This is a genomic window from Streptomyces sindenensis (genome assembly GCF_014649035.1).
Lineage (GTDB): Bacteria > Actinomycetota > Actinomycetes > Streptomycetales > Streptomycetaceae > Streptomyces > Streptomyces sindenensis.
Genome location: NZ_BMSG01000005.1, coordinates 137648 through 152895 on the forward strand (window position 1 = coordinate 137648; position 15248 = coordinate 152895).

Below are 15248 nucleotides of genomic sequence, written 5' to 3' on the forward strand. Positions count from 1 at the left end.
CCGCGGATGACCGATTCGTACAAGACGGTGGGGGTGCCGGGTGCCTACGGTCGGGGCATGACTCCACGACTCGACGCCATCAGCATCATCACCTCCGACCTCGCGGCCTCCCTCGCCTTCTACCGGCGGCTCGGCCTCGACATCCCCGAGGGTGCGGAGGCCGCGCCCCATGTCGAGGCGACCCTGCCGGGCGGACAGCGGCTGCTGTGGGACACGGAGGAGGTCATCGCCTCGTTCGACCCGGACTGGAAGCGCCCGGCGGGCGGCGGTGAGCGGGTCGCCCTGGCCTTCGTCTGCGACAGCCCGGCGGAGGTGGACGCGTTGTACGCGGAGCTGGTCGACGCCGGGTACGCCGGGCATCTCAAGCCGTGGGACGCGGTGTGGGGACAGCGTTACGCGGTGGTGCTGGACCCGGACGGGTGCGGGGTGTCGCTGTTCGCCTCCGCGTCGCCCGCCGAGAAGTAGGCCCCGAGGGTCGTGCCGGCCAGGTCGCGCATCTCCCGGGCCAGGTGTGCCTGGTCGGTGCAGCCCGCCGCGCAGGCCGCACCGGCGTAGGGCAGGCCGGCGCGGACGAGGGCCAGGGCGCGTTGCAGGCGGAGGATCCGGGCCAGGGTTTTCGGGCCGTAGCCGAAGGCGGCCAGGGAGCGGCGGTGCAGTTGGCGGGCGCCGAGGCCGACCTCGGCGGCCGTCGACGCCACGCTCCTGCCGCGCCGCAGCCCCTCCGCCACGGCCGACGTGAGCGGGTCCGGCGGTCCGGTGTCGGCGGACCGGGCGAGCGCGAACTCCTCCAGTGCAGCGGCGGGATCCGCGGACCGGGCGATCCGTCCGGTGAGCGCCGCGACGGCTCTGCGGGGCCAGAGCTCGGCCAGGTCGACCCGGTGGTCGCGCACCTCGTGCGCCGGTACGCCGAGGAGGACGGGGGCGGTGCCGGGACCGAACCGGATCGCGGCGCAGGAGCCCCGGTTGCGCGGGGCGACCTCGAACGCGTGGGTGTCGGGCCCGGCGACGACCAGGCGGCCGGCGGTCCAGATCAGGTCCATGCAGCCGTCGGGGAGCACGGACCGGTCGGGCTGCCCGGGGCCCGGCGGGACGTCCAGGGTCCAGACGACGGACCCGTCCAGCCGGGAGGGCCGCTCCTGGTAGCGCTGGTGTCGCCGGGGCATGCCTCCACGCTAGCGCGGTCAGCGGGCGGGGGGTTCCCTGAAGTCGGTGGGCTCCCTCGTCTCCCTGGGTTCTCCGGTCTCTCTCGTCTCCCTGGCTTCTCTCGTCTCCCTGGCTTCTCTGGTTTCCCTGGCTTCTCTGGTCTCCCTGGGTTCCTTCGCGTCCTTGGGCTCCTTCTCCCAGGTCGCGTGCAGCCGGGACTTCACGTCGTCGGGCGGCAGGAAGCGGGACCAGCGCTCGGGGAACTCGGAGGGCATGTACGCCGGACCGTCGTCCTCGTCGTCATCGTCGTCCGTGCCGTCGTAGGCGGCCGAGCGGGTGCGGGCGACGAACTCGGCGGCCTGCGCGGCCCGGACGCGTTCCGTGGCCTCGCGGGCGGCGGCCGTGGCGAGCGAGGGCCACACCCGGTCGATGGCCGCGTTGACCGCGGCGCCGACCAGGACCGCGAAGGCGGAGATGCCGATCCACAGCAGGACGGCGATCGGCGCCGCCAGGGAGCCGTAGATGGTCGGGCCCTCGACCGTGTTGGTCAGATAGATCCGGAGCAGGAAGCTGCCGAGGACCCACATGCCGAGGGCCACCAGCGCCCCGGGAACGTCCTCGATCCAGGGCGAGCGGACCGGCACGGACACGTGGTAGAGCGTCGTGAGGAACGCGATGGTCAGCAGTATCACGAGCGGCCAGTACAGGACGGCTATGACCTCCGTGCCCCAGGGCACGAACTCGACCACCCGGTCCGGGCCGACGACCAGCAGCGGCAGCACCACCGCGCCGAGCAGCAGGGCGACGACGTACAGCAGGAAGGCGAGCAGCCGGGTCTTGACGATGCCGCGGTGGCCGTCGAGGCCGTACATGACGGTGATGGTGTCGATGAAGACGTTCACCGCGCGGGAGCCGGACCACAGGGCGATGGCGAAGCCGATGGAGATGACGTCGGGGCGGGCCCCGGTCGTGACGTCGGCGAGCAGCGGTTTGGCGAAGTCGTTGACCCCGCGCTCGGACAGCACCGTCTCGGCGGCGGAGAGGATGTTGCGCTCGATGGAGGCGACCGTCGTGGTGGTCGTCCACTCGTCGACGTAACCGAGCAGTCCGATCATGCCGAGCAGCAGGGGAGGCAGCGAGAGCAGGGTGAAGAACGCCGCCTCGGCCGCGAGGCCCAGAATGCGGTATTCGATGCACGAGTTGACGGTGTCCTTGAGCAAGTGCCACGCCATCCGTCGTTTGGAGACGTTGCGGTAGAGCACTTGCGCCCGGTGGAGCCGGCCCAGTGGCCGTTCGGGTGTTTCCTTTGCTGCCTGCACCTCCTTACCGTATCGGCATGGCAGCCACCACCCACACCGTGACCAATCAGGTTCCGCCGCTGGTCGGCCACGACGTCTTCGCCACCGACCGGGTTCTGTCGGAGGCCGTCGAGCGGCACGTCGAGCCCGGCGTCCTGCCCGTGGCGCTGGAGGAGCTCGGCGAGCTCGGCCGGTCCGCGGGCTCCGCCCAGGCCCAGGAGTGGGGTGTGCAGGCGAACGCCCATCCGCCCGTTCTGCTGACCCATGACCGTTATGGGCATCGTGTCGACGAGGTGGAGTTCCATCCGGCCTGGCACCGGTTGCTGGGGCATGCCGTCTCCGCCGGGCTGACCGACGCCTGGGGACGGCCGGCCGGTCATGTCCGGCGTGCGGCCGGATTCCTGGTGTGGACGCAGGCCGAGGCGGGGCACGGCTGCCCGCTGTCGATGACGCATGCCGCGGTGCCCGCGCTGCGCACCGATCCGGCGCTGGCCGCGGAGTGGGAGCCGCTGCTCACCTCGCACACGTACGTCGAGGGGCTGCGAGACCCGCGCGAGAAGGCCGGGGTGCTCTTCGGGATGGGCATGACGGAGAAGCAGGGCGGCAGCGACGTGCGGTCCAACACGACCCGGGCCGAGCCGCTGTCCGGCGAGGGCGCGTATCTGCTCACCGGGCACAAGTGGTTCTGCTCGGCGCCGATGTCGGACGGCTTCCTGGTGCTGGCGCAGGCGCCGGGCGGGCTGAGCTGTTTCCTGGTGCCGCGGGTGCTCCCGGACGGCACGCGCAACGTGTTCCTGATCCAGCGGCTGAAGGACAAACTGGGCAACCGGTCCAACGCGTCCGCCGAGGTCGAGTTCGACGGGACGTGGGCCCGCCTCGTCGGTGAGGAGGGGCGCGGGGTGCGCACCATCATCGAGATGGTGGCGGCCACCCGGCTGGACTGCGTGGTGGGTTCGGCGGGGCTGATGCGGCAGGCGGTGGCGCAGGCGGTCCACCACAGCGCGTACCGGGACGCGTTCGGCGGGCCGCTGATCGACAAGCCGCTGATGCGCAACGTCCTGGCGGATCTGGCGCTGGAGTCGGAGGCGGCGACCGTGCTGGCGATGCGGCTGGCGGCGGCGTACGACGCGGACACCGAGGCGGAGCGGGCCTTCCTGCGGCTCGCCCTGCCCGTCGCGAAGTTCTGGGTCACCAAGCGCTGCACCGCCGTGGTGGGCGAGGCGCTGGAGTGCCTGGGCGGCAACGGGTACGTGGAGGAGTCGGGGATGCCCCGGCTGCTGCGGGAGGCCCCGCTCAACTCGATCTGGGAGGGCTCGGGGAACGTCCAGGCGCTGGATGTGCTGCGGGTGCTCCAGCGGGAGCCGCGGGCGCTGGACGCGTTCCTGCGGGAGGTCGGGAAGGCGCGGGGGGCGGATCACCGGCTGGACGCGGCCATCAAGGGGCTGCTGACGGAGCTGGCCGATCTGGACGGTGTCGAGGGGCGGGCGCGGCGGCTGGTGGAGCGGTTCGCGCTGGTGCTCCAGGGGGCGCTGCTGGTGCGCTGGGCTCCGCCGGAGGTGGCCGACGCGTTCTGTGCCGCGCGGCTCGGCGGGGACGGGGGCGCGGTGTTCGGGACGCTGCCGCACAGCCTGGATCTGGCCTCGGTGGTGGCACGGGCCCGGCCGTCCGGGGCGTAGCGGCCCGGAAGCGACGGAGGGTGGTGCTGCGCCGACACGGCACCACCCTCCATGCTCATGCGACACCGCACGACCGGGAACCCCGGCGCCCAGTGTCTCTGCCACTCTTGTACGGACCCGCAGGGCATCGCCAGAGTTGCAAAGGGTTGCAACCATTGTGTGGACTGCTCGGTGGCCCGGCGGGGTGACCGGCAGGATGTACCGGGCCGGGGGCCGGGAAGCGTTCGGGGGGAACGGGGACCATGACGGAGACAGGTTCGGCGGGGGTGCTGCGGGTGACGGGCCAGGGGGCGGGCCGCCAGGCCACCCGGTTGCTCCATCGGGCGCGGGAGGCCCGGCTGACGGGCGAGCCGTCCCGCGTCGCGCCCCGGGCGGAGATCGACGCCTCCTGGGACCGGGTGGTGCGCAGCGGTGTCGATCCCGACCAGTCGCCGGAGAGCGACCTGCTGGAGGCGGACGAGATCGAGCACCGGCGGCGCAGCACGGCGCTCGGCGAGCTGATGCCGTTGCTGCGGGCGGGGCTGGCCTCGATCGCGGACGCCGCGCAGCAGATCATGGTGGTGACCGACACCGAGGGCCGGGTGCTGTGGCGGCAGGGCAACACGGGGGTGCTGCGCCGGGCCCACGACATCTGCCTGGAGGAAGGGGCGGCCTGGGCCGAGGCGGCGACCGGGACGAACGCGATCGGGACGGCGCTGGCCGCCCGGGTCCCCATCCAGGTGCACTCCGCCGAGCACTTCATCCGGGCGCTGCACGGCTGGACCTGTGCGGCAGCCCCGGTGCGGGATCCGCGCGACGGGCAGCTGATCGGGATCGTCGACATCAGCGGGCCCGCGTCCACGTTCCATCCGGCGACGCTGGCCCTGGTCGACTCGGTGGCGCGGCTCGCCGAGGGCGAGATCCGCAACCGGCACCTGGCGGAGATCGAGCGGCTGCGCGCGGTGGCCGCGCCGATCCTGTGCCGGATCGGCGGGCGGGCGCTGGCGGTGGACGCGCACGGGCGGCTGGCGGCGGTGACCGGTATGCCTCCGGTGGACCGGCTGCCGCTGCCGAAGTCGCTGCGGCCGGGTCCGGTGTGGCTGCCCTCGCTCGGCATGTGCCGGGTCGAGCCGCTGCCGGGCGGCTGGCTGGTGCAGGTGGACGAGGCGGGGACGGCGCCCGGGGCGCCGCGCCGGGTGGTGCTGGACCTGAGCCGGCCCCGGGGGCTCGCCGTGCATGTGACGGGGCCGCTGGGGAGCGTGAAGCAGCGGCTCTCGCCGCGCCACGCCGAGCTGCTGTACGCGCTGGCGGTGCACCGGCAGGGGCGGACGGCCTCGGAGCTGGCGCGGGACATCTTCGGGGACGCGACCCGGACGGTGACGGTCCGGGCCGAGATCTCCCGGCTGCGGCGCCATCTCGCGGAGGTCCTGGCCCACCGCCCGTACCGCTTCGGGGACGGGGTGGAGGTGGAGGTGATCCGTCCGGAGCACGGCGCGGATCTGCTGCCGCACTCCCGGGCGCCGGTGGTGGCGGAAGCCCGCACGGCGGCCCGGGCCACCTGAGGGGGGCGCTGTGCGCCGCTGTGCGCCTCCATGGTTTTCTGGCCGTCATGAGCGACATCCCGCAGCCCGCAGCGCCGACCACCGAGGTGACCGTCTGGTCCCTGGAGCAGACCTCGCCCGCCGATCTCCGCCCGGCGCGCGCACCGGAGGGTGATGTCCGCGTCGTGCGGTCCGAGGTGGTGCTGCCGGAGTTCAGCCGGTTCCTCTACACGGCGGTGGGCGGCGACATCCGGTGGACCGACCGGCTGGGCATGACGTACGCCCAGTGGGAGGAGGCCCTGCGGCGGCCCGGCGCGGAGACGTGGGTGGCGTACGAGAACGGGACGCCCGCGGGGTACGTCGAGCTGGACCCGCAGGACGACGGCGTGGTCGAGATCATGTACTTCGGGCTGATCCCCGCGTTCCGGGGGCGGCGGATCGGCGGTCACCTCCTGTCGTACGGGGTGGCGCGCGCCTGGGACCTGGCGGAGCGCTGGCCGGAGCGGCCGGCGACGCGGCGGGTGTGGCTGCACACCTGCTCCAAGGACGGGCCGCACGCGATGGACAACTACCTGCGGCGCGGCTTCCGGCTCTTCGCCACGAAGACCGAGGTGGAGCCGGAGGTGGCGACGCCCGGCCCGTGGCCCGGGGCGTACGCCTCCTGACCGTCGGTGTTCCCGCAGAGGGGGCGGTGGAGTGGCCACCGCCCCCTCTGCGCGTCCCCTCTTCGGGTCTTCGGGCCCTGCGCAGGCGATTTGTCCCCATTGGCGATGTCGCAGCCCGTGACGGGCGCCACACGGTCCCACTCTTCGAGACTCAGCCGTCCACATAGCGGATACTGGTGGACTGCCCCGAGATGCCCGTGACACGCTTCCGTCATGTCTGGAACTGGAATTGCCTTGGTGAGTCGACGCCACGTCGACCTCGGCCGCATGTCCAGCGCCATCTGTCCGGTGAGCTGAGAGCCCCAGCACCGCCGCTTTTCTCTTCCCTCTGAACCGCCTGCGCACCGCCGCGCCTCAGCGCGAGTGTGCTGCTCAGAGCCGCCCTCCCGCAGTCCCGAAGGACGTATTGTCATGGCCGCCACCCCGGAACAGCCTGCGACCGCCACGCCCCGCCGCAAGGCCGGACGCCACCGTGGCGAGGGTCAGTGGGCCGTGGGCCACCACACCCCCCTCAACGGGAACGAGCAGTTCAAGAAGGACGACGACGGTCTCAACGTACGGACACGTATTGAGACGATCTACTCCAAGCGCGGCTTCGACTCCATCGACCCGAACGACCTGCGCGGGCGGATGCGCTGGTGGGGGCTGTACACCCAGCGCAAGCCCGGCATCGACGGCGGCAAGACGGCCGTGCTGGAGCCGGAGGAGCTGGACGACGAGTACTTCATGCTGCGGGTCCGGATCGACGGCGGCCGACTGACCACGCGGCAGCTGCGGGTGGTCGGAGAGATCTCGCAGGAGTTCGCACGCGGGACCGCCGACCTCACCGACCGGCAGAACGTGCAGTACCACTGGATCCGCATCGAGGACGTGCCGGAGATCTGGCGGCGGCTCGAAGAGGTGGGCCTGTCCACCACCGAGGCCTGCGGTGACACGCCCCGCGTGATCCTCGGCTCGCCCGTCGCGGGCGTCGCGGAGAACGAGATCATCGACGGCACCCCCGCCATCGACGAGATCCAGCGGCGGTTCATCGGCAACCCCGACTTCTCCAACCTGCCCCGCAAGTTCAAGACGGCGATCTCCGGCTCCCCGCACCTCGACGTGGCGCACGAGATCAACGACGTCGCGTTCGTCGGCGTGAACCACCCCGAGCACGGTCCCGGCTTCGACCTCTGGGTCGGCGGCGGTCTCTCCACCAACCCCAAGCTCGGGGTGCGGCTCGGCGCCTGGGTGCCGCTGGACGAGGTGCCGGACGTGTACGGCGGCGTCATCGGGATCTTCCGCGACTACGGCTACCGGCGACTGCGCACCCGCGCCCGGCTGAAGTTCCTCGTCGCGGACTGGGGCGCGGAGAAGTTCCGGCAGATCCTGGAGGACGAGTACCTCCAGCGGAAGCTGGTCGACGGCCCCGCGCCCGAGCAGCCCGCCCAGACCTGGCGCGACCACCTCGGGGTGCACCGGCAGAAGGACGGCCGTTTCTACGTCGGCTTCGCCGCGCGGGTGGGCCGGGTCGACGGCTCCACGCTCACCAAGATCGCCGACCTGGCCGACGCCCACGGCTCCGGGCGGGTGCGGACCACCGCCGAGCAGAAGATGATCGTGCTGGACGTGGCCGAGGAGCAGGTGGACTCCCTGGTCGCCGGCCTGGAGGCGCTGGACCTGAAGGTCACGCCGTCCCCGTTCCGGCGCGGCACGATGGCCTGCACCGGCATCGAGTTCTGCAAGCTGGCCATCGTCGAGACGAAGGCGCGCGGCGCCGCCCTGATCGACGAACTGGAGCGCCGCATCCCGGAGTTCGACCACCCGATCACCATCAACATCAACGGATGCCCGAACGCCTGCGCCCGGATCCAGGTCGCGGACATCGGTCTCAAGGGCCAGCTGATGCTGGACGAGAACGGCGAGCAGGTCGAGGGCTACCAGGTGCACCTGGGCGGAGCGCTGGGCCTGGAGGCCGGGTTCGGCCGCAAGGTCCGCGGCCTGAAGGTCACCTCGGCCGAACTGCCGGACTACGTCGAGCGGGTGCTCGGCCGGTTCCAGGAGGAGCGCGAGGACGGCGAGCGCTTCGCGGCCTGGGCGGCGCGCGCCAGTGCGGAGTCGCTGTCATGAGCGAACGAGCCGCCCCGTTCTACTGCCCGTACTGCGGCGACGAGGACCTGCGCCCCAACGAGACCGGTCACGGCGCCTGGGAATGTGCTTCCTGCAACCGTGCGTTTCAGCTGAAGTTCCTGGGGCTGCTGACCCGGGGCGTGCAGCGCAACGACGGTGAAGGGGACGCGATATGACGGACACTCTGCTGAGCGGCGAGCTGACCGACGAGGAGCTCCGGGAGCTCGCCGAGCGGGCCGGACGGGAGCTGGAGGACGCCTCCGCCACCGAGATCCTCAAGTGGGCGACCGACACCTTCGGGCCGCGCTTCTGCGTCACCTCCTCGATGGAGGACGCCGTGGTCGCGCACCTGGCGTCGCGGGTGCTGCCGGGCGTGGACGTGGTCTTCCTGGACACCGGCTACCACTTCCCGGAGACCATCGGGACCCGGGACGCGGTGGCCGCGGTGATGGACGTCGACGTCATCACGATCACCCCCCGGCAGACGGTCGCCGAGCAGGACGCGGAGTACGGCGAGAAGCTGCACGACCGGGACCCCGACCTGTGCTGCGCGCTGCGCAAGGTCAAGCCGTTGGAGGACGGTCTGACCGCGTACACCGCGTGGGCGACGGGGCTGCGCCGCGACGAGTCGCCGACCCGGGCGAACACCCCGGTCGTCGGCTGGGACGCCAAGCGCCGCAAGGTGAAGGTCTCCCCCATCGCCCGCTGGACCCAGGACGACGTGGACGCGTACGTCGCCGAGCACGGAGTGCTCACCAACCCGCTGCTGATGGACGGTTACGCCTCCGTCGGCTGCGCGCCCTGCACCCGGCGGGTGCTGGAGGGCGAGGACGCACGGGCCGGCCGCTGGGCCGGGCGCGGCAAGACGGAATGCGGGCTGCACGGCTGATGACGACTGATCAGGAGACTTCGATGAGCGTGACGGAGACGGGGGCCACGATCTGGCTGACCGGTCTGCCGAGCGCGGGCAAGACCACCATCGCGTACGAGCTGGCCGGCCGGCTGCGTACCGAGGGCCACAAGGTGGAGGTGCTCGACGGCGACGAGATCCGGGAGTTCCTCTCCGCGGGGCTCGGCTTCTCCCGCGAGGACCGGCACACCAACGTGGCCCGGATCGGCTTCGTCGCCGAACTCCTCGCCGCCAACGGTGTGAAGGTGCTCGTCCCCGTCATCGCCCCCTTCGCCGACAGCCGCGAGGCCGTCCGCAAACGGCACGCCGCCGAGTCCACCACCTACCTGGAGGTGCACGTCGCGACCCCCGTCGAGGTGTGCTCCGTACGCGATGTGAAGGGGCTGTACGCCAAGCAGGCGGCCGGCGAGATCAGCGGGCTCACCGGGGTCGACGACCCCTACGAGGCCCCCGAATCGCCCGACCTGCGGATCGAGTCGCACCAGCAGACCGTGCAGGAGTCAGCGGCGGCGCTCCACGCGCTGCTCACCGAGAGGGGCCTGGCGTGAGTGCCGTCACCACCACCGTGTCCGAGGACACCGCGAACCCGTACGCGCTCAGCCACCTGGACTCCCTGGAGTCCGAGGCGGTCCACATCTTCCGGGAGGTGGCGGGCGAGTTCGAGCGGCCGGTGATCCTGTTCTCCGGCGGCAAGGACTCCATCGTGATGCTGCACCTGGCGCTCAAGGCCTTCGCGCCCGCGCCGGTGCCGTTCACGCTGCTGCACGTGGACACCGGGCACAACTTCCCCGAGGTCCTCGACTACCGCGACCGTACGGTCGCGAAGCACGGGCTGCGGCTGCACGTCGCCTCCGTGCAGGAGTACATCGACGCCGGGAAGCTCCGCGAGCGCCCCGACGGCACCCGCAACCCGCTCCAGACCGTGCCGCTGACCGAGGCGATCCAGCGGCACCGCTTCGACGCGGTGTTCGGCGGCGGGCGGCGCGACGAGGAGAAGGCGCGCGCCAAGGAGCGGGTCTTCTCGCTCCGCGACGAGTTCTCCCAGTGGGACCCGCGCCGCCAGCGCCCCGAGCTGTGGCAGCTGTACAACGGCCGGCACGCCCCCGGCGAGCACGTCCGGGTCTTCCCGATCTCCAACTGGACCGAGCTGGACGTCTGGCAGTACATCGAGCGCGAGGGGATCGAGCTGCCGGAGATCTACTTCGCCCATGAGCGCGAGGTGTTCAACCGCAACGGCATGTGGCTGACGGCGGGGCACTGGGGCGGGCCGAAGGAGCACGAGGCCACCGAGACCCGGCTCGTGCGCTACCGCACGGTCGGCGACATGTCCTGCACCGGGGCCGTCGACTCCGACGCCACCACGCTGGACGCCGTGATCACCGAGATCGCCGCCTCCCGGCTCACCGAGCGGGGCGCGACCCGCGCCGACGACAAGATGTCCGAGGCCGCGATGGAAGACCGCAAGCGCGAGGGGTACTTCTAAATGACCACCACAGCTGAGCAGTTGAGCGCCACCACCCTGCTGCGCTTCGCCACCGCCGGGTCCGTCGACGACGGAAAGTCCACCCTGGTGGGCCGGCTGCTGCACGACTCCAAGTCGGTCCTCACCGACCAGCTGGAGGCCGTCGAGCAGGCGTCGCTGAATCGCGGGCAGGAGGCGCCGGACCTGGCGCTGCTGACCGACGGGCTGCGCGCCGAGCGGGAGCAGGGCATCACCATCGATGTCGCCTACCGCTACTTCGCCACCACCCGGCGGCGGTTCATCCTCGCCGACACGCCCGGCCATGTGCAGTACACCCGGAACATGGTGACCGGCGCGTCCACGGCCGAGCTGGCGGTGGTGCTGGTCGACGCCCGCAACGGGGTCGTCGAGCAGACCCGCCGGCACGCCGCCGTCGCCGCGCTGCTGCGCGTCCCGCACGTGGTGCTGGCGGTCAACAAGATGGACCTGGTCGACTACGCGGAGCCCGTGTTCGCCTCGATAGCGGAGGAGTTCACCGCGTACGCCGCGTCCCTCGGCGTCCCGGAGATCACCGCGATCCCGATCTCGGCGCTGGCCGGGGACAATGTGGTGGAGCCGTCCGCGCACATGGACTGGTACGGCGGGCCGACCGTCCTGGAGCACCTGGAGACGGTGCCGGTCAGCCATGACCTCACCGCCTGCCACGCGCGTTTCCCCGTGCAGTACGTGATCCGCCCGCAGTCCGCCGAGCACCCCGACTACCGGGGGTACGCCGGTCAGATCGCGGCCGGGGTGTTCCGCGTCGGCGAGTCCGTCTCCGTGCTTCCCTCGGGGCGTACGACGACGATCACCGGCATCGACGCGCTCGGCGAGAGCGTCGACATCGCCTGGGCGCCGCAGTCGGTGACGCTCCGGCTGGCCGACGACATCGACATCTCGCGCGGCGATCTGATCGCTCCCGCCGACGACGCCCCGCCGGTCACCCAGGACGTCGAGGCGACCGTCTGCCATGTGGCGGACCAGCCGCTCTCGGTGGGCCAGCGGGTGCTGCTCAAGCACACCACCCGCACCGTCAAGGCGATCGTCAAGGACATCCCGTCCCGGCTCACCCTGGACGACCTCTCCCAGCACCCGGCCCCCGGACAGCTGGTCGCCAACGACATCGGGCGGGTCGTCGTGCGCACCGCCGAGCCGCTCGCGCTCGACCCGTACGAGGACTCCCGGCGCACCGGCTCGTTCCTGCTGATCGACCCGGCGGACGGGACGACGCTGAGCGCCGGCATGGCGGGCGCCGCGTTCGCCGGGGCCGCCGCCGAAGCCGTCGTGGCGGCCGACGACGACGCCGAGTGGGACTTCTGATGGCCACCGACTTCTTCTCCTCCTTCGCGAAGGAGGGCGGCCGGGTGGGCAGCGGCACCCGGGGCAGCGGCCAGGGCGGGGTCGGCCGATGTGCGTGGTGACGTACGCGCACCGCTCGCGCGCACCGCATCCTGCGCGCCCGTACCGCCGCAGATCTGCCGACCTCCCGGCCGCGCCCCCCTGACCAGACAGCGGGGCGCGGTACCGGGCCGACGAGAGGAAAGCCTCCCGTGCCTGCCCCCCGTGCCACCGTTCGCCGCGGTCTCGCCGCCGTAGCCGCCCTGCCGCTGCTCGCGCTGGCGGCCACCGCCTGCGGCTACGGCTCCCAGGCGAAGGACGCCGACGCCGAGCCGAACGTCTCCGCCAAGGGGGCGAAGCTCTCCTCGGACACCGTGAAGATCGGGTACTTCCCGAACCTCACGCACGCCACCGCCCTGGTCGGTATCCACGAAGGCACCATCCAGAAGGAACTGGGCGGCACCGAGGTCGAGTCGACGACCTTCAACGCGGGCCCGTCCGAGATCGAGGCGCTGAACGCCGGCTCCATCGACATCGGGTTCATCGGCCCCTCCCCGTCCATCAACGGGTACAGCAAGTCCCAGGGCAAGGGGCTGCGGATCATCGCCGGTTCGGCCTCGGGCGGGGTGAAGCTCGTCGTCAACCCGGACAGGATCACGACCCTGGACGACCTCAAGGGCAAGAAGATCGCCACCCCGCAGCTCGGCAACACCCAGGACGTGGCCTTCCTCAACTGGATCTCCGAGAAGGGCTGGAAGGTCGACGCCCAGAGCGGCAAGGGCGACGTCTCGGTGGTCCGCTCGGACAACAAGGTGACCCCGGGCGCCTACAGGGCCGGTGACCTGGACGGCGCGTGGGTGCCCGAGCCGACCGCCTCCCGGCTGGTCTCCGAGGGCGCGAAGGTGCTGCTGGACGAGACGGACCTGTGGCCGGACAAGAAGTTCGTGATCACGAACATCATCGTGTCGCAGAAGTTCCTGGACGAGCACCCGGACGTCGTCGAGGCGGTGCTGAAGGGTTCGGTCGCCACCAACAAGTGGATCAACGCCAATCCGGACGAGGCCAAGGCGTCCGCCAACAGGGCGCTGGAGAAGCTGAGCGGCAAGCCGCTTCCCGAGGAGATCCTCGACCCGGCGTGGGAGTCCATCGAGTTCACCGATGACCCGCTGGCCCGGACGCTCAGGACGCAGGCCGGGCACGCGGTCGAGTCCGGTCTGCTCAAGGAGCCGGACCTCCAGGGCATCTACGACCTGGGTCCGCTGAACAAGATTCTCAAGGCCGAGGGTCTGCCCGAGGTCGCCGACGCCGGTCTCGGCGTCAAGTAGCCCGCCCATCCGCAGCAGGACGTAAGGATTCCCAGGAGGTGACGACCATGGCGACCCCTACCCTCACCAAGGCCGAGGACCGTACGACGGTCGAGCACGCGGCCCGTCTCGCGCACGTCTCGAAGTCGTTCGCCGGACCCACGGGGCAGCAGCTCGTGCTGGACGACATCACCCTCGATGTCGCTCCGGGTGAGTTCGTCACCCTCCTGGGCGCGTCCGGGTGCGGAAAGTCGACGCTGCTCAATCTGGTGGCCGGACTCGACCGCCCGTCGAAGGGGTCCATCGAGACCCCCGGCGGGCGGCCGGCCCTGATGTTCCAGGAGCACGCCCTCTTCCCGTGGCTGACGGCGGGCAAGAACATCGAACTGGCCCTGCGGCTGCGCGGAGTACCGAAGTCGGAGCGCCGCACCGAGGCGGAGCGGCTGCTCGAACTGGTCCGGCTCGGCGGGGCGTACGGCAAACGGGTGCACGAGCTGTCCGGCGGTATGCGCCAGCGCGTCGCGATGGCCCGGGCGCTCGCGCAGGACAGCCAACTGCTGCTGATGGACGAGCCGTTCGCGGCGCTGGACGCCATCACCCGCGATGTGCTGCACGACGAGCTGACCCGGATCTGGGCGGAGACGAACGCCTCGGTCCTCTTCGTCACCCACAACGTGCGCGAGGCCGTACGGCTCGCCCAGCGCGTCGTGCTGCTGTCGTCCCGGCCGGGCCGGATCGCCCGGGAGTGGACGGTCGGCATCGAGCAGCCGCGCCGCATCGAGGACACCGCCGTGGCGGAGCTGTCCGTCGAGATCACCGAAGAACTGCGTGGGGAGATCCGCCGACATGGCCAGCACTGACATCACGTCCGACCGTAAACGGCCGGACGGGACGGCCGCCGGACCGGTCGGCAGGAAGCCGGACGACCTGGCGGGTCTGGAGGCCGGTCTCGACGCGCTCGAAGCCGTGCAGATCCGCCGCACCCCGGTGCGCGAGGTCCTCCTGCGGAAGGTGCTGCCGCCGTTCGTCGCGGTGGCGCTGGTCCTGGTGGTCTGGGAGCTGCTGGTCCGCGCCCAGGTGACGGAGGCCTACAAGCTGCCGCCGCCGTCCGCGGTGTGGGACAGCGCGCGGGAGATGTGGCTGGCGGGCACGCTGCTGGACGTCGTCTGGACCAGCGTCTCGCGCGGTCTGCTCGGCTTCCTGCTCGCGGTCGCCATCGGTACGCCGCTGGGGCTGCTGGTCGCCCGGGTGAAGCTGGTCCGGGCCGCGATCGGCCCGATCCTGTCCGGGCTCCAGTCGCTGCCCTCGGTGGCGTGGGTGGCCCCGGCGGTGATCTGGCTCGGGCTGAACGACCAGATGATGTTCGCGGTGATCCTGCTGGGCGCGGTGCCCTCGATCGCCAACGGTCTGGTCTCCGGCGTCGACCAGGTGCCGCCGCTGTTCCTCCGGGCGGGCCGCACGCTGGGGGCGACCGGGCTGCGCGGCACCTGGCACATCGTGCTCCCGGCGGCGCTGCCCGGCTATCTGGCGGGCCTCAAGCAGGGCTGGGCGTTCTCCTGGCGCTCGCTGATGGCCGCCGAGATCATCGCCTCGTCGCCCGAACTGGGTCTTGGACTGGGTCAGTTGCTGGAGAACGGCCGCAGCAACTTCGACATGCCCGGGATCTTCCTGTCGATCCTGCTCATCCTGTTCGTCGGTATCGCCATCGACCTGCTCATCTTCAGTCCGCTGGAGCGGTGGGTGCTGCGCAGCCGCGGTCTCCTCGTCAAGAACTGAGCCCTCCC

The 15248-nt window shown here is 71.6% G+C and carries 16 protein-coding genes; 14 read left to right on the forward strand and 2 right to left on the reverse strand.

The window, feature by feature from the left end:
- The first annotated feature begins 57 nt into the window (after positions 1-57).
- Positions 58-465 (forward strand): VOC family protein, encoded by a 408-nt coding sequence (locus IE145_RS08880; protein ID WP_189520353.1) that lies wholly within the window; start codon positions 58-60, stop codon positions 463-465.
- Here IE145_RS08880 and IE145_RS08885 read toward each other — a convergent pair.
- Positions 393-1163 (reverse strand): DUF6597 domain-containing transcriptional factor, encoded by a 771-nt coding sequence (locus tag IE145_RS08885; protein WP_189520354.1) that lies wholly within the window; start codon positions 1161-1163, stop codon positions 393-395. The genes IE145_RS08880 and IE145_RS08885 overlap by 73 nt on opposite strands.
- 18 nt (positions 1164-1181) lie before the next feature.
- On the reverse strand, positions 1182-2462 hold the full coding sequence (locus tag IE145_RS08890) for a YihY/virulence factor BrkB family protein (RefSeq protein ID WP_373296578.1): 1281 nt from the start codon (positions 2460-2462) through the stop codon (positions 1182-1184).
- Between the two features lie 17 nt (positions 2463-2479).
- On the opposite strand from IE145_RS08890, the gene IE145_RS08895 reads away from it, so the two are divergent.
- The 13 genes from IE145_RS08895 to IE145_RS08950 all read left to right on the forward strand — a co-directional run bounded on the left by IE145_RS08895 (position 2480) and on the right by IE145_RS08950 (position 15240).
- Complete coding sequence (locus tag IE145_RS08895; protein WP_189520355.1) at positions 2480-4117, forward strand: acyl-CoA dehydrogenase family protein; 1638 nt, start codon at positions 2480-2482, stop codon at positions 4115-4117.
- Positions 4118-4359: 242 nt separating this feature from the next.
- Entirely contained in the window at positions 4360-5658 is a 1299-nt protein-coding gene (locus IE145_RS08900; protein ID WP_189520356.1) for a GAF domain-containing protein, read from the forward strand.
- Between the two features lie 47 nt (positions 5659-5705).
- The gene (locus IE145_RS08905; protein ID WP_189520357.1) at positions 5706-6302 is read left to right on the forward strand and encodes a GNAT family N-acetyltransferase; all 597 of its coding nucleotides are present in this window, start codon (positions 5706-5708) and stop codon (positions 6300-6302) included.
- Between the two features lie 213 nt (positions 6303-6515).
- Entirely contained in the window at positions 6516-6599 is an 84-nt protein-coding gene (locus IE145_RS33920) for a putative leader peptide (protein WP_309474722.1), read from the forward strand.
- Positions 6600-6713: 114 nt separating this feature from the next.
- On the forward strand, positions 6714-8411 hold the full coding sequence (locus tag IE145_RS08910) for a nitrite/sulfite reductase (RefSeq protein ID WP_189520358.1): 1698 nt from the start codon (positions 6714-6716) through the stop codon (positions 8409-8411).
- On the forward strand, positions 8408-8587 hold the full coding sequence (locus IE145_RS08915; RefSeq protein ID WP_010059284.1) for a hypothetical protein: 180 nt from the start codon (positions 8408-8410) through the stop codon (positions 8585-8587). Before IE145_RS08910 ends, IE145_RS08915 begins: the two co-directional genes overlap by 4 nt.
- A complete protein-coding gene (locus IE145_RS08920) occupies positions 8584-9300 on the forward strand; it encodes a phosphoadenylyl-sulfate reductase (RefSeq protein ID WP_189520359.1) in 717 nt (238 codons plus the stop codon). The genes IE145_RS08915 and IE145_RS08920 overlap by 4 nt, the downstream gene beginning before the upstream one ends.
- A complete protein-coding gene (gene cysC / locus IE145_RS08925; RefSeq protein WP_073823014.1) occupies positions 9300-9869 on the forward strand; it encodes an adenylyl-sulfate kinase in 570 nt (189 codons plus the stop codon). Before IE145_RS08920 ends, cysC begins: the two co-directional genes overlap by 1 nt.
- Complete coding sequence (gene cysD / locus IE145_RS08930; protein ID WP_189520360.1) at positions 9866-10804, forward strand: sulfate adenylyltransferase subunit CysD; 939 nt, start codon at positions 9866-9868, stop codon at positions 10802-10804. The genes cysC and cysD overlap by 4 nt, the downstream gene beginning before the upstream one ends.
- Entirely contained in the window at positions 10805-12142 is a 1338-nt protein-coding gene (locus IE145_RS08935; protein WP_189520361.1) for a sulfate adenylyltransferase subunit 1, read from the forward strand.
- 230 nt (positions 12143-12372) lie between these two features.
- On the forward strand, positions 12373-13485 hold the full coding sequence (locus IE145_RS08940) for an aliphatic sulfonate ABC transporter substrate-binding protein (protein ID WP_189520362.1): 1113 nt from the start codon (positions 12373-12375) through the stop codon (positions 13483-13485).
- A 47-nt stretch (positions 13486-13532) separates the two neighbouring features.
- Positions 13533-14324 (forward strand): ABC transporter ATP-binding protein, encoded by a 792-nt coding sequence (locus IE145_RS08945; RefSeq protein ID WP_189520363.1) that lies wholly within the window; start codon positions 13533-13535, stop codon positions 14322-14324.
- Positions 14311-15240, forward strand: a complete 930-nt coding sequence (locus IE145_RS08950; protein ID WP_189520365.1) for an ABC transporter permease — start codon at positions 14311-14313, stop codon at positions 15238-15240. The genes IE145_RS08945 and IE145_RS08950 overlap by 14 nt, the downstream gene beginning before the upstream one ends.
- The last annotated feature ends 8 nt before the right edge of the window (positions 15241-15248 follow it).